Genomic DNA, 14,090 nt, shown 5'->3' with positions numbered 1-14,090 from the left:
AAAGCTGCAGATTGTATTTCTACAAGCTGCAGCCATAATGTAAGTCTTTACTGCTTATCCTTTGGAACATCCTTGATAGAGAAGGACATGCGTCCTGTCTTGTCCTTTCCCAGGCATATAACTGTCACAAGGTCTCCAAGTGTAAGGACATCCTCAACATGGTCGATACGCTCATTTGCAATCTTACTGATGTGGACCATTCCCTCCTTGCCAGGAGCAAACTCCACAAAGGCACCGAACTCCTTGATCGAGACTACAGTACCCTTAAGAATCTGTCCCTTATGGAAATCTGTAGTGATGATCTTTATCATCGAAAGAGCCTTTTTATTAGCCTCCTCATCGAGGGAGCTTATCGATACGCGTCCTTCATCATCTATATCAACCTTGGCTCCGGTACGGGAAATGATCTCATTTATTGTCTTTCCTCTCTGACCGACCACATCGCCGATCTTATCAACCGGGATCTGGATGAAGCTGATCTTCGGAGCAAGAGCAGCGAGATGATCTCTTGGAGCTGCAATAGCCTTGCTCATACAGGTATCCATTATGAAGTTACGGGCCTCATGAGCTCTGTGGATAGCCTCTTCGACAATAGGTCTTGTAAGACCATGAATCTTTATATCCATCTGGATAGCTGAGATACCTTCATGAGTTCCTGTTACCTTGAAATCCATATCGCCGAAGAAATCCTCGAGGCCCTGGATGTCGGTAAGAACTATATAATCATCATCTGTATCTCCTGTCACAAGTCCGCAGGAAATACCGGCAACCATATCCTTAAGCGGAACTCCGGCTGCCATAAGAGACATACATGAGGCACAGGTACTTGCCATTGAGGTGGAACCGTTTGACTCAAAGGTCTCTGAAACTGCCCTTATCGCATACGGGAACTCCTCGATCGGCGGAAGTACAGGCTTTATGGCTCTTTCAGCAAGAGCGCCATGTCCTATTTCACGACGTCCTGGTCCTCTTGAAGGCTTGGTCTCACCGACAGAATAAGAAGGGAAATTATACTGATGGATATATCTCTTCTCTGTTATATTTGGATCAAGTCCCTCTATCCTCTGTGCCTCTGAAAGAGGAGCAAGAGTAACTATATCACAGATCTGAGTCTGGCCTCTTGTAAACATAGATGAGCCATGAACTCTTGGGATCAGATCCACCTCAGCAGAAAGAGGTCTTATCTGCTTTATCTCTCTTCCGTCAGGTCTCTTATGGTCCTTAAGGATCATCTTCCTTACTGTCTTCTTCTGATAGAGATATACAGCGTCAGGAAGGAGCTTCAGATAATCCTCATTATCACAGAAGGCCTCCTCGAGTCTTTCTGTGACTTCTTTGATATTGGCCTCACGGGTCTGCTTGTCATCGGTAAATACTGCCTTCTCCATCTCCTCCGGAGGCACTACTTTCTTCATATCAGAAAGCATCTGATCAGGAACTGCGCAGCTCTCATATGAGAACTTCTCTTTCCCGACCTCGCTTACCATCTGATCTATCAGCTTTATTATCTGCTGGTTAACATCATGGGCGGTATAAATAGCCTCTATCATCTTATCATCTGAGATAAGATTGGCTCCGGCCTCGATCATTATGACCTTATCCCTGGTGGAAGCAACTGTAAGCTCCAGATCTCCGAAATCCCAGTCAGCCTGTGACGGATTGATGATAAACTCACCGTCCTTCATACCCACCTGAGTCATAGCACAAGGTCCGTCGAAAGGGATATCAGAGATGCATGTAGCCATAGCCGTACCTATCATAGCTACAAGCTCAGGACGGCATTCAGGATCTACTGAAAGCACCAGATTGTTGAGCGTCACATCATTTCTGAAATCCTTTGGAAACAGCGGCCTCATAGGGCGGTCTATAACGCGAGCGGTAAGGACCGAATTCTCGGATGCCTTTCCCTCACGCTTATTGAATCCACCCGGAATCTTTCCGATCGAATAGAACTTCTCTTCGAATTCTACTGAAAGAGGGAAGAAATCTATTCCCTCTCTTGGAGCATCACTTGCTGTGGCTGTAGAAAGAACCGTAGTATCCCCATAGGAAATAAGTACTGCTCCATTTGCCTGCGCTGCTACCTTACCGACCTCTACCTTTAAGGGTCTGCCGGCAAGGTCCATTGTGTATGTCTTTCTATCCATAATTATTTCCTCAGGCCGAGGCTAGCGATAAGTGCACGATAACGATCGATGTCCTTATTCCTTAGATATGTAAGAAGGTTTCTTCTCTTACCTACCATCTTGAGCAGACCCCTGTTGCTGTGATGATCCTTAGGATTCTGCTTCATGTGGTCAGTAAGCTCTCTGATACGCTCTGTCAGGATAGCTACCTGAACCTCAGGTGAGCCTGTATCACCCTCTGTACGGGCATACTTTGTGATGAGTTCCTGCTTTTTCTCTTTTGTGATCATTGTGATCCTCCTATAAAACAATTTACATCTCGCACGAAGCCAACGTCGGATAATCGTAAAGCTGCGTGCAGAAAACAACTTGATTATACTAGCAAACAATGGCGGAAAAGTCAAGGGGAGGAATTGAGGGTTAGGGACTACTAACCCCTATTGAAGAACTCCCTCGCCTCCCTTATATTCCTCTTAATCTCTTCTGTAAGCTCTTCTATGCTTGCGAACTTTTTCTCCGGACGGATAAATCTATGAAAAATGACCGTCGCCCTTTCCTCGTAGAGATCTCCGATCGGATCCAGAATATTTGTCTCGACCGTTACAGGATTGTCGTCTGAGATCGTAGGGTTATTTCCGACATTGGTAATGCCGTGGTAGATCCTTCCCCTTATCTCTACAGTCGTGATATATACTCCGAATGGCGGAAGAAGCTTGTTTTCGGGAGGGATTATATTTATAGTTGGTATTCCCATACCCGTTCCCAGATGCCTGCCATGGACTACTGACCCTGCTATCAGGAATGGATGTCCAAGCAGGCGTCCTGCCTGAGCTACATCTCCCTTCTTTATAAGGTCCCTTATACGGCTTGAGCTTATATCCCTGCCTTCGTCCTTTATCTTTTCTATTACCTTCAGATCAAAGTCCATCCGACCAGAAAGCTGCAATAACAGGTCTGTATTCCCCTTTCCCTGATAGCCGAAGGTGAAATCACTTCCTACTGCAAGATATCGCATATTTATCCTGTTTACCAGAAGGCCTATAAAGTCCTCCGGTGAAAGCTTAATCAGGGTCTTATCAAAGGTAAGCACCAGAAGGATATCTATACCCTTTTTTTCAAGGATGAAATTTCTTTCCTCTTCTGTAATGATATTTTTAAGATCATGGTCGAAAAGGACCTTTCTGGGTGAGGCAGAAAAGGTAACCATCACACTTTTCATACCTGGTCTTGTGGTGATAAGCGAAACCAGAGCCTCATGTCCCAGATGTATCCCGTCGAATTTTCCAACTGTCACTGCCGTTGGAAATTTATGCAGATAATTATCTATTCCTTTTATGATTTCCATTATAATAACTCATGGCACTGGTAGAAGAAGAGACCAGGGATCAGAAGAATCAGTAAGATCGTCAAATGTCAGCGCATCCTCTATCGAAAAATCTCCGTTTTTCGTTCTGCGAAGACTTTCCATCGTGGCAACAGTTCCACAGCCTTCGGCAAGATCCTCGATCAGAGTCCTGATATAGGTACCCTTGGAACAATGTATCCTTACTCTGGCATGCGGATAGTCAAAGCTTAAAAGCTCTATTGAAAAAATATGGATCTGTTCCGGACTTCTTTCGACCTCTATCCCCTCTCTGGCATATTCATAGAGCCTTTTTCCGTTCACCTTCTTTGCCGAATACATTGGAGGGATCTGCTCTATATCTCCTGTAAATCTGTCAAAAATCTGCCTGAAATCCTGCTCAGTGATGGCCATGTCTGACCTTGCTGAAAGCTTTCCCGTGATATCACCGGTATCATATTTCTCTCCGAACCTTATCCCGGCCTCATAGACCTTGTCAGAGGCCGTAAGTCTGTTTACGGCTTTTGTAGCCGTTCCTACACAGACAACGAGCACTCCTGTAGCCATAGGGTCAAGAGTGCCTGTATGTCCGATTCTTTTTATATGAAATATGCCGCGGAGCTTTGCAACGACATCGAAGGAAGTGAAGCCGGAGGGCTTATCCATAATAAGAATCCCTCCGTCCATCAGGCCTCCTCCTTAAAAAATGGTCTCACCTGGTCAATAAGCTCATCTATCATCAAAACAGGATCAGTCCCTTCCATCGAAAAGCCGGCAGCTCTCTTATGACCCCCTCCGCCGTACTTAAGAGCCAGTGCTGACAGATCAACCCTGTCTGTTGAGGCTCTTGAAGAAACCTTATAGCTTCCATCCTCAGTAGGATACATGAAAAAGGCCAGCTCCACTCCCTCGACTGAACGCAGGGTGCTTACCACTCCCTCCATGTTCTTAGGTGCTGCATCATACTTCTTCATCTGATCAGCTGTAACATAGCTTGCTATTATCCTGCCATCCAGATAGGTCTTCGAATTAGTGATCCCGACTCCAAGCATCTGAAGCTGCTTTATGCTCTTTGTGAAAAATACATGATCGACTATGTAGGAAAAATCGATTCCCTTATCCATAAGGAAACCGGCGAATTCCATAGTGCTTGAATGCGTGCAGTTATACTGAAAGAGCCCGGTATCTGTTACCATTCCGGTATAGAGACATTCAGCTGTCTTCTTATCGATCCGCTCCCTGTCTATTATCTGACCTACAAGCTCACAGGTACTCGATGCCTCGGGAAAAACATAATTCACATCAGCAAAAGCACCATTAGTCTCGTGATGGTCGATACAGATGGTCTTTTTCGCATTGCTAAAATATACAGAAGAATCCCCAAGTCTTCCAAGATCTCCACAGTCACAGCAGATAAAAAGATCAAAGGCTGTATTATCAAACCTGTTTGCCCTTATCAGCTTATCAGAGCCTGACAGGAATTCGAAGTCAAATGGGATAGGCTCCAGATAAGCCTTGATCTGGATCTCCCTGTAATTTGTCCTTATGTAATTGTAGATGCCAAGCACCGAGCCAATGCAGTCTCCATCAGGCCTGATATGACCTGATACAGCAATGGTCCTTACTCCATCTAAATAATCTTCTAATCTCATTATATTCCTTCAGAGGCCAGCCGGGAGTCATTCCTCTCCGGCATCAGCCTCCCTGTCATGCTCCATTACCTGATCTATCTTGTGGGACATATCGACGCCATAGGCTATAGACTTATCTAGAATAAACTCCAGCTGGGGAGTATTTCTCAGATTAAGCCTTACGGCCAGCTGATGCCTTATATATCCTGCAGATGATCTGATGCCTTCCATTGTACGACAGCCGTCCTGATCATCTCCTAGAACAGAGATAAAGATTTTTGCAGTCTTTAAGTCAGGAGCAACGATAGCATCAGTAACAGAAACTATAGGAGATATGCGCGGGTCTTTTACATCCTCTCTAAGAATCTCGGAGATGACCCTTGTTACATCCTCGTTTATCCTGTTATTTTTAACACTGTTCTTTCTCATTATTACTTTCTGGCTACCTCTACCATCTTGTATGCCTCGAGGCTGTCATCCTCCTGATAATCAGAGAATCCCTCGACAACAAGACCACATTCATATCCGGCCTTGACAGTCTTGGCGTCATCCTTGAAACGCTTGAGGGAAATAAGCTTGCCCTCGTAGATCTGCTCATCGCCGCGGCGGATACGGACAGTGGAGTCACGCTCCATATATCCGTCATCAACTATACATCCGGCAATTATGCCAGCCTCTGAGGACTTGAACGTAGCTCTTACCGTTGCGTGGCCTATAACCTGCTCCTCATATACAGGCTCAAGCATTCCCTTCATGGCACTCTCTACATCTGCTATTGCATTGTAGATGACCTTGTAAAGACGGACATCCACGCCCTCGTGATCTGCTATGGACTTCGCCACATTATCAGGCTTTACATTGAAACCGATGATGATAGCGTTTGATGCTGCTGCAAGGTTTACATCTGACTCTGTTATAGCTCCCACGCCACCATGGATCACCTTTACGACGACCTCGTCATTTGAAAGCTTTTCAAGAGAGGATCTGACTGCCTCTACAGAGCCCTGTACATCAGCCTTTACGATTATATCAAGCTCCTTGACATTTCCAGCCTTGATCTGGCTGAACAGATCATCAAGGCTTACTCCTCTTCTGGTCTCCTCTATCAGATTCTCCTTGCCGACAGAAACGAAGGTAGATGCATAGTCCCTTGACTCCTTTTCTGTATCAAATCCATTAAGGATCTCTCCGGCGTTTGGAACCTCTGAAAGTCCTAAGATCTCAACAGGTGTCGAAGGTCCTGCCTTCTTTACTCTCTTTCCGTTTTCATCGAGCATGGCCCTGACCTTACCGAACGAGGATCCGGCTGCCACCGGATCTCCTACATGAAGGGTTCCCTTCTGTACTAGAACTGTAGCTACAACTCCGCGTCCCTTGTCAAGCTCTGCCTCGATCACCAGACCTCTGGCGTTTCTCTTAGGATTGGCCTTTAATTCCATAACATCGGCTGTCAGAAGGACCATCTCTAATAGCTGGTCTATACCCTCGCCCGTATGAGCTGATACCGGAACAAAGATGGTGCTGCCACCCCAGTCCTCAGGAATAAGCTCATATTCTGAAAGCTCCTGCTTTACTCTCTCGACATTCGCATTAGGCTTATCTATCTTATTGACTGCAACAATGATCTCTACACCAGCAGCCTTGGCATGGTTTATGGCCTCTACAGTCTGAGGCATCACTCCGTCATCGGCAGCTACCACCAGGATGGCTATATCGGTGGAATTAGCACCTCTCATTCGCATTGCAGTGAATGCCTCATGTCCAGGAGTATCAAGGAAGGTTATCTTCTTTCCGTCGATGCTTACTACATAAGCTCCTATCTTCTGGGTGATACCTCCTGCCTCCTTGTCCGATACATGGGTATGACGAATCTTATCGAGAAGCGATGTCTTACCATGATCGACGTGTCCCATTACGCAGACAACAGGCGGTCTTGGAACCAGAGTCGAAGGATCGTCCTCATCATCCTTTACAAGCTCTGCGATTACATCGACCTTTTCCTCATGCTCCAGGATGCAGTTGAACTCAGCTGCGATGTTTTCAGCCTCGTCAAAATCGACCTCCGAATTAAGAGTATATACCTTTCCGGCAAGGAAAAGCTTCTTTATGATCTCAGAAGGTACCACCTTCATTTTGTCAGCAAGATCTCTTAACGAAATACGATCAGGTACTGTGATCGTGATGATCTCATCCGGATCACGTTTTTCGACCTTATTATTGTTGTTATTCTTTGTTTTCTTTTTACCGCCGTTTTTCTCGAGATTGATATAATGCTCTTCTTTTCTCCCTAAGGCATCATGATCAGCTCTGCCTCTCTTATTATGAGGTTTTCCGTTATGACGGCCCTTGTCAGCTGAGGCCATCTCACCAGGGCCATTATTTCCTCTGTCCTTAATGCCTGGATCGAAGGAATTCCTTCTGCGGTCGTTGTCACGATCTCCTCTGCCAGATCTTTTATCCGAAGCAGAACCGTTTCTCCTCTCGCGCCTCTCAGCAGCCGCTTCCTTCTTTCTCTCAGCGTTTCTCTTCTTCTGCTGGACAAGCGCTTCCATGATATTTCCAAGCTTGACTGGACCTTCCGGCTTTGCCTCTTCCTTCTTCTTTGGTATCTCCTCGGTCTTAGGCTTGCTTACAGGCTTATTTGCTGCTTGCGAAGCGGCAGGAACTGGCTTTGTGGGCTTAGACTCAAATTTCTGATCCGGATAGGCATCCAGTCCCTTTGGCCTTACCCTGTTGCCGTCGGTACGCGGTTTGATCGGCCCGCGTCTTTCAGGAGTAGAAGGCTTCCTGTTCCTTCCCTGACCTTTTCCATCCTTTCTTCCAGAGGAGCCATGCTCCTTGGAATTCTCAGAATGGAATACTGCAGTGATGTTTCTCTTTCTCTTCTGTACAGGAGCCACAGCTGCCTTATTCTGTCTGGATGCGCCTCCCTGCTCCGACTTGTGACGATTAGTGCTTTCGTCTTTCCTTACATCACGCTTTTTTTCTTCCACAGGTTTTACCTCCACGGCACTGTGCTCCTTCTTTTCCTTGTTATCCGGTCCGGCAGGAGCAGCTTTCTCACCAAATGCCCTCCTGACCTCATCCGCCTCCTGTTCAGTCAGTCCGCTAGAGGCGGTAAATGTCTTACCTGAAGCAGCAAAGTGTGCAACGATGTCCTTATTTGATACATTTATCTCTTTCGATAGATCATAGATTCTGATTTTTGCCATCTTTATTCCTCCTTGCTGCTCATAAAGGCCTGTATCTTCTGTTCAAGTGATCTCGCAAATCCCTGGTCAGTGACCGCAAGACTCATCCGAAACTCGTATCCTAGTGCTCTTCCTAAAGAAAGAGAATCGCTTATTATATAAAAGGGCAGGTCTCTGTATCTGCACATATCATCAAAATGCTTTCTGGTATTATCAGAGGCATCTGATGCTACAATCACAAGATATGCCTTACCCTGCCTCACTGCTTCTTCGGTGGAAAACTCACCGCTTTTTATCTTGCCGGCCTTCCTGGCCAGAGAAATAAATGACAGGATCCGGTCATTATTCATCTATAAGCCTCCCCAGTTTCTCATATACTAAGGGGCTTATGCTGCGCCGGAAGGACTTCTCGAGGCCACGGTTCTTCTCCGCCCTTCTTAAGCAATCCTTATTTCTGCATATATATGCTCCTCTTCCCGGGGCTTTCCCGGTAGGGTCTACAATAAATTCCCCCTCCGGTGAAAGGACTATACGCGCAAGCTCGTTCTTAGGCTTTAGTGCTCCACAGCCGACGCATTTTCTCTCTGGTAATCTCTTCGGCAATCTGACTCCTATCTACTCTCTCCGCTTTCCGGCCTTACTCCTCGCCCTCTCCATTATTAGTATAAGAGCTATCTTCTGCATCGGATGCATCAATATCCTCTGCATCATCTATATCATCAGTAGAATCGATATCCTCTGCATCATCCATGTCATCAGTAGAATCGATATCCTCTGCATCATCCATGTCATCAGAAGAATCGATATCCTCTGCATCATCCATGTCATCAGAAGAATCAGGATCCACATCATCCTCAGGGCCATAGATATCATCAAATGTCATGAATCCTGGCGTCTGCTCAGCCTGTGTCTCACTCTTGATATCGATCTTGAAGCCTGTAAGTCTGGCTGCAAGTCTGGCATTCTGTCCTTCTCTTCCAATCGCAAGAGAAAGCTGATAATCAGGCACAACGACTCTTGCCTGCTTCAGATCAGCATCTGCCACGACAGCAATGACCTTTGCCGGTGCCAGTGCATTCTCGATAAGCTGAGCCGGCTGGTCAGACCATTCGATTATATCTATCTTCTCATTTCCGATCTCAGAAACGACTGCATTTACACGGCTTCCATTCATTCCTACGCAGGCTCCTACCGGATCCACGTCGGGATCGTTTGATGCCACAGCGATCTTGCTCCTGTTGCCTGCCTCTCTTGAGACAGCCTTGATCTCAACTATGCCATCCCTTATCTCAGATACCTCTTCTGCAAAAAGGCATTTGATAAAATCAGGATGAGAACGTGACAGACGTATCCTCGGTCCATTGTCTCTTTTCTTTTTCTTCTCATTGCCGGAAGCGTTCTTTTTTAATCTGTCTTCCTCGGACCCATCCTTTACATCAACCACGAGGACTCTGATATGATCTGTAGGATTATAATGCTCACCCTTGATCTGATCGCTTTCCATAAGGAGGGCATCACATCTTCCGAGATTGATACTGATATTCCTGCCGGCATATCTCTCTACGACTCCGGTAACAATAGTGCCAATCTTCTTTTTGAATTCCTCGATCACAGAAAGCTTCTCAACCTCCTTGATCTTCTGGACTATAGTCTCTTTTGCGGTTTTTACTGCTACACGGCTGAAGTCCATTGAATTGATCTCTACATTGACACTCTGCCCCAGGACATAGTCGCCGCCAAATTTGTCATGAGCCTCCTGAAGTGAAATCTGTGTATCAGGATTTACCACATCATTAACGACCTGCTTTGCCTCGAGAATATGATACTCGCAGGTGTTATAATCTACTGTGACATGGATATTATCAACATTCACATTCTCAGGCTTCACCTGCCGCCTGTTTGCGATCTGCTGCCTGCAGGCATGCTTTAAGCCTTCCGCAATAGCATCTATTATCTCATTTCTCGGAATGCCCTTTTCTTTCTCAAGCAAATCAAGTCCTGCGCTCAGTTCACTAAAGTCTGCCATCTTATCCTCCTAATGCTTATATCAAAAATCAAAAGCAAGCCTTATCAGGGATATGTCCCTGCGTAAAAACTTCTGCTTCTCTTCTCCGGTATCGATCGTCACGGAATCCTTATCAAAATCGTTAAGGACTCCTGTGAATTCCTTTTCTCCGCCAATGGAACGATATGTATGTATCAGGACCTTGCGTCCTCTTGCATTGATGAAATCCCTTTCTCTGACAAGCTCCCTGTCAAGTCCAGGCGAGCTCACCACAAATGTATATGGTTCCCTGATGTAATCTTCCCTGTCAAGGATCTCATTCATCCGGCTGCTTACTGCCTCACAGTCATCTACTGTAACCCCGCCCGGCTTATCAATATATACTGATAGGCTGTACTCACGACCTTCCTTCTCAAAAACCACATCCCAGAGCGAAAGTGAAAGTTCCTCAAGGATAGGAGTGATAAAGTCTAAGGTCTTCTCCTCGTATTCTCTTGCATTCATGCTTCTTACATCCTTATACAAGTAAGAGAGCGGGCCATGCGGCCCGCCCTCTTGATTCAAGAGTTATGGTTCGTACCGAAAAGCTTCCGATACAGGTACTCAAGTAAACACCCTCAATTAATAGTTCCTAGGAGAATCGAACTCCTGATTCCGCCGTGAGAGGGCGGCGTCTTAACCGCTTGACCAAGGAACCATATATCCTGTGTCGCTCTCTTTCGTTCGCGACAACAAAGACTATTATACTCAGATATGAGAGGATGTCAAGGGGGTTTGTGAGAGATTTTTGTATTTATGTGAGTACAATCTGAGGTGAGAGGTGTGAGGTGCGAGGGGGCAGGTTTAAGGTGTGAGGTGTGAGGTGTGAGGGATTAGGGTTTAGTAAAACCAGAGCCTCTGACCTCGCACCTCGCTCATGCTCGTTCTTGTCTCTGTGCTTTCGGTCAAGGAAGCTGTCTTCGTTAAGCTCGAACTTCGTCTTCGACTCGTTCTCGATAATAATGAAGTTCTGCTCGCTAAATTCGAGCTTCGCCTATGGCTCGCTCTCATTAATCTCAAAGAACGGCTTCGTTTCGGATTCGAGCTTCGCTATAAGCTCGCTCTCATCTCGAAACTTTCAGCCTCAGAGAACGACCTCGCTTCGGATTCGAGCTTCGCCTTTGGCTTGCTCTCATCTCGAAGCTTTCGGCCTCGAGCTTCGCTTTCAGCTTACTCTCATCTCGAAACTTTCAGCCTTTCACCTCAGACCTCTAACCTCTCACCTCTGACCTCGCACCTCTTGTCAAGGAAGTTCTTTTCGCTAAATTCGAGCTGCGCCTTCGGCTTGCTCTCATTAATCTCAAAGAACGGCCTCGCCTGTGGTTCGAGCTTCGTCTTCGACTCGCTCTTACCTACAGGCTTTCGGCCTCCCCAAATCCATCAGGATTCTTCTGCTGCCAGTTCCAGGAGTCGCGGCACATTTCCTTTATTCCGTACTTTGCCTCCCAGCCAAGCTCCCTCTTTGCCTTATCGGCTGAGGAATAGCACTGCGGTACGTCACCCTCACGACGCGGCTTGAAGGAATAAGGGACATTTACTCCTGTAGCCTCGATGAAGTTATTTACTACATCAAGAACTGAATACCCTACTCCTGTACCGAGGTTGTAGATGCTTACACCGCAGTTCTCCTTTATCTTTTTAAGGGCTGCAACGTGTCCGGTAGCAAGATCACATACATGGATATAGTCCCTTACGCAGGTACCATCCGGAGTATCGTAGTCATTTCCAAAGATACCAAGCTCCGGGAGCTTGCCGATAGCTACCTGGGTGATATAAGGCATAAGATTATTAGGGATGCCGTTAGGATCCTCGCCTATAAGACCTGACGGATGAGCTCCGATAGGATTGAAGTAACGGAGAAGGATCACATTCCAGTCCGGATCTGCTGTATGCATGTCTGTAAAGATCTGCTCGAGCATCCACTTGGTCCATCCATATGGATTCGTGCACTTGCCTTTAGGGCATTCCTCTGTAATAGGAATCTGTGCCGGATCGCCGTATACGGTTGCCGAGGATGAGAAGATCAGGTTCTTGCAGCCTGCATTTTTCATTGCCTCTATCAGATTAAGAGAGCCTGTAATATTGTTGTTGTAGTATTCCCAAGGCTTGCCTACAGACTCGCCTACAGCCTTCAGCCCTGCGAAATGGATAACGCAGTCGATATCGTTTTCCTTAAAGATCTTTTCAAGACAATCCTTGTCAAGGATATCCCCCTTGTAAAATTTCAGATCCTTCCCCGTGATCTCCTTTACACGATCAAGCGCCTTTTTGCTGGAATTGTAGAGATTGTCCACAACAACCACATTATAATCATTGTTCAGAAGCTCAATACATGTGTGACTTCCGATATAACCAGCGCCTCCAGTAACTAGAATCGTCATAGCTTACCTCCTTAATTCAAACCGAGCCAAACGATGTCAGAAGTTTATTTGTCATCAGATACAGATCGTATCTGGTGTCAGCCTTGAAAACAACGGTAATGATTTTCGCTTTTGTCGTCTTATTTTCTGACCATAGAACGAGACAATATCCTGCATCGTTTGTGGTTCCGGTCTTACCCCCTAAGACCCTGATGCCCTCAGGAGACCTGATATCTCCTGTAAAATAAAGATTGGTCGACTTATATGTGACAATCGATGCCTTTCCAGTGCTGTCTGTGACTGTAGCCTTTTGCTTTTTAGATCTGATTATGGTCCTGAAGGTCTTTTCCTTTAGGGCATTATGAAAGATCACATACATGTCATAGGCACAGGTATAATGATCCTCGTCAGGAAGTCCGTCAGGATTCACAAAATGCGAATGAGATGCGCCGATCTCCCTTGCCTTCTGGTTCATAAGATCAGCAAATTTTTCCTCACTGCCGGCAACAGATCTGGCTATGGCCTTAGCAGCGTCATTTCCGCTTTCAAGCAGCATGCCCTTCATCAGATCATAGAGTGAAAGTCTGTCTCCGACCCTCAGATGAGCAACCGATGAGCCGGCAGGCAGATCCAGATCAGACGCCTCTACTGTGCAGATCTGGTTCAGATTTCCGTTTTCTATTGCGACAAGAGCCGTGAGAATCTTGGTCGTTGAAGCAGGATAGATCTTTTTCAGAAGATTCTGGCTGTACTTAGTCTCGCCCGTCGTCTCATTAAAGGCTCCAGCTGCATATACTGTCTTGTTCTGATCGGCGCCGGATGAGTCCTCTATGTATGGACACAGATCCGAAGCCATCAGGGAGGACGAATCCTCCTTTACAAATCCATATTCGGCTGCTCTGCTGTCAAGTGAGTATTCCTGCTTTATCTGTCCCTGACATCCTGTCAGGATAAAGGATAAGGGAAGCAGGACCGAAGCAAAAAGCCGCAGCCTGTTTTTATTTATACATTTCACGCCACTCAAGATCTCCTCTGTCTAATGCTCTTATAAGAAGCTCAGCACTGGCTAGATTTGTAGCCAGCGGTATATTATGCGCATCGCACATCCTTATTATAACATTCACATCCGGTTCATGTGACTTCACTGTAAGCGGATCCCGAAGAAATATAACCAGATCTATCTCATTATGCTCTATCTGGGCTCCCAGCTGCTGCATACCTCCAAGATGTCCTGAAAGATATTTATGCACCTTAAGATTGGTTGCCTCCTCGATAAGCCGTCCCGTTGTCCCCGTAGCGTACAGCTTATGTCTGGCAAGTATAGATCTGTATGCAATACAGAAATTCTGCATTAGCTTCTTCTTGGCGTCATGTGCCACTAGTCCTATATTCATAT

General features: G+C 46.1%; 14 protein-coding genes and 1 tRNA gene. All 15 read right to left on the bottom strand.

All coding sequences use genetic code 11. The features are described from left to right. Window positions 1-47: 47 nt before the first annotated feature. Window positions 48-2,147, bottom strand: a complete 2,100-nt coding sequence (locus ACTNCK_RS00155; RefSeq protein ID WP_441080220.1) for a polyribonucleotide nucleotidyltransferase — start codon at window positions 2,145-2,147, stop codon at window positions 48-50. A 2-nt stretch (window positions 2,148-2,149) separates the two neighbouring features. After that, a complete protein-coding gene (gene rpsO, locus ACTNCK_RS00150) occupies window positions 2,150-2,416 on the bottom strand; it encodes a 30S ribosomal protein S15 (RefSeq protein WP_441080219.1) in 267 nt (88 codons plus the stop codon). 140 nt (window positions 2,417-2,556) lie between these two features. Further along, window positions 2,557-3,471, bottom strand: a complete 915-nt coding sequence (locus tag ACTNCK_RS00145; protein ID WP_441080218.1) for a bifunctional riboflavin kinase/FAD synthetase — start codon at window positions 3,469-3,471, stop codon at window positions 2,557-2,559. Window positions 3,472-3,480: 9 nt separating this feature from the next. After that, a complete protein-coding gene (gene truB, locus ACTNCK_RS00140) occupies window positions 3,481-4,155 on the bottom strand; it encodes a tRNA pseudouridine(55) synthase TruB (RefSeq protein ID WP_441080216.1) in 675 nt (224 codons plus the stop codon). Continuing rightward, the gene (locus tag ACTNCK_RS00135; RefSeq protein ID WP_441080215.1) at window positions 4,155-5,120 is read right to left on the bottom strand and encodes a DHH family phosphoesterase; all 966 of its coding nucleotides are present in this window, start codon (window positions 5,118-5,120) and stop codon (window positions 4,155-4,157) included. The genes truB and ACTNCK_RS00135 overlap by 1 nt, the downstream gene beginning before the upstream one ends. Window positions 5,121-5,147: 27 nt before the next feature. Then, window positions 5,148-5,528 carry a 30S ribosome-binding factor RbfA gene (rbfA, locus tag ACTNCK_RS00130; RefSeq protein WP_441080214.1) on the bottom strand — a complete coding sequence of 127 codons (381 nt, stop codon included), beginning with the start codon at window positions 5,526-5,528 and terminating at the stop codon, window positions 5,148-5,150. A gap of 2 nt (window positions 5,529-5,530) precedes the next feature. Beyond that, the gene (infB, locus tag ACTNCK_RS00125; protein WP_441080213.1) at window positions 5,531-8,311 is read right to left on the bottom strand and encodes a translation initiation factor IF-2; all 2,781 of its coding nucleotides are present in this window, start codon (window positions 8,309-8,311) and stop codon (window positions 5,531-5,533) included. 2 nt (window positions 8,312-8,313) lie between these two features. Further along, complete coding sequence (locus ACTNCK_RS00120) at window positions 8,314-8,640, bottom strand: L7Ae/L30e/S12e/Gadd45 family ribosomal protein (protein ID WP_441080212.1); 327 nt, start codon at window positions 8,638-8,640, stop codon at window positions 8,314-8,316. Further along, the gene (rnpM, locus tag ACTNCK_RS00115) at window positions 8,633-8,893 is read right to left on the bottom strand and encodes an RNase P modulator RnpM (RefSeq protein ID WP_441080211.1); all 261 of its coding nucleotides are present in this window, start codon (window positions 8,891-8,893) and stop codon (window positions 8,633-8,635) included. The genes ACTNCK_RS00120 and rnpM overlap by 8 nt, the downstream gene beginning before the upstream one ends. A gap of 34 nt (window positions 8,894-8,927) precedes the next feature. Further along, window positions 8,928-10,316 carry a transcription termination factor NusA gene (gene nusA, locus ACTNCK_RS00110; protein WP_441080210.1) on the bottom strand — a complete coding sequence of 463 codons (1,389 nt, stop codon included), beginning with the start codon at window positions 10,314-10,316 and terminating at the stop codon, window positions 8,928-8,930. Between the two features lie 21 nt (window positions 10,317-10,337). Next, window positions 10,338-10,799 carry a ribosome maturation factor RimP gene (gene rimP / locus ACTNCK_RS00105; RefSeq protein WP_441080209.1) on the bottom strand — a complete coding sequence of 154 codons (462 nt, stop codon included), beginning with the start codon at window positions 10,797-10,799 and terminating at the stop codon, window positions 10,338-10,340. Window positions 10,800-10,920: 121 nt separating this feature from the next. Further along, window positions 10,921-10,992: transfer RNA gene (locus tag ACTNCK_RS00100), tRNA-Glu, on the bottom strand. Between the two features lie 694 nt (window positions 10,993-11,686). Further along, window positions 11,687-12,715 (bottom strand): UDP-glucose 4-epimerase GalE, encoded by a 1,029-nt coding sequence (galE, locus tag ACTNCK_RS00095; protein WP_441080208.1) that lies wholly within the window; start codon window positions 12,713-12,715, stop codon window positions 11,687-11,689. Window positions 12,716-12,731: 16 nt separating this feature from the next. Beyond that, entirely contained in the window at window positions 12,732-13,709 is a 978-nt protein-coding gene (locus ACTNCK_RS00090; RefSeq protein ID WP_441080207.1) for a D-alanyl-D-alanine carboxypeptidase family protein, read from the bottom strand. Beyond that, window positions 13,693-14,088, bottom strand: a complete 396-nt coding sequence (gene mgsA / locus ACTNCK_RS00085) for a methylglyoxal synthase (protein WP_441080206.1) — start codon at window positions 14,086-14,088, stop codon at window positions 13,693-13,695. Before mgsA ends, ACTNCK_RS00090 begins: the two co-directional genes overlap by 17 nt. Window positions 14,089-14,090: the final 2 nt, after the last annotated feature.

The organism is Candidatus Weimeria sp. HCP3S3_B5 (assembly GCF_052064335.1).
In the GTDB taxonomy this organism is placed as follows: Bacteria; Bacillota; Clostridia; order Lachnospirales; family Lachnospiraceae; genus Weimeria.
Note: the sequence above shows the minus strand (reverse complement) of the source record. Positions and strands in the feature narration are given on the sequence as shown.

Excerpts from the sequence above, each read along its gene's own strand:
- ACTNCK_RS00120 (WP_441080212.1), bottom strand. The coding sequence starts at position 8,640 with ATGAATAATGACCGGATCCTGTCATTTATTTCTCTGGCCAGGAAGGCC.
- rbfA (WP_441080214.1), bottom strand. The coding sequence starts at position 5,528 with ATGAGAAAGAACAGTGTTAAAAATAACAGGATAAACGAGGATGTAACA.
- rpsO (WP_441080219.1), bottom strand. The coding sequence starts at position 2,416 with ATGATCACAAAAGAGAAAAAGCAGGAACTCATCACAAAGTATGCCCGT.
- infB (WP_441080213.1), bottom strand. The coding sequence starts at position 8,311 with ATGGCAAAAATCAGAATCTATGATCTATCGAAAGAGATAAATGTATCA.
- nusA (WP_441080210.1), bottom strand. The coding sequence starts at position 10,316 with ATGGCAGACTTTAGTGAACTGAGCGCAGGACTTGATTTGCTTGAGAAA.
- rimP (WP_441080209.1), bottom strand. The coding sequence starts at position 10,799 with ATGAATGCAAGAGAATACGAGGAGAAGACCTTAGACTTTATCACTCCT.
- truB (WP_441080216.1), bottom strand. The coding sequence starts at position 4,155 with ATGGACGGAGGGATTCTTATTATGGATAAGCCCTCCGGCTTCACTTCC.
- ACTNCK_RS00145 (WP_441080218.1), bottom strand. The coding sequence starts at position 3,471 with ATGGAAATCATAAAAGGAATAGATAATTATCTGCATAAATTTCCAACG.
- ACTNCK_RS00135 (WP_441080215.1), bottom strand. The coding sequence starts at position 5,120 with ATGAGATTAGAAGATTATTTAGATGGAGTAAGGACCATTGCTGTATCA.
- mgsA (WP_441080206.1), bottom strand. The coding sequence starts at position 14,088 with ATGAATATAGGACTAGTGGCACATGACGCCAAGAAGAAGCTAATGCAG.
- galE (WP_441080208.1), bottom strand. The coding sequence starts at position 12,715 with ATGACGATTCTAGTTACTGGAGGCGCTGGTTATATCGGAAGTCACACA.
- ACTNCK_RS00155 (WP_441080220.1), bottom strand. The coding sequence starts at position 2,147 with ATGGATAGAAAGACATACACAATGGACCTTGCCGGCAGACCCTTAAAG.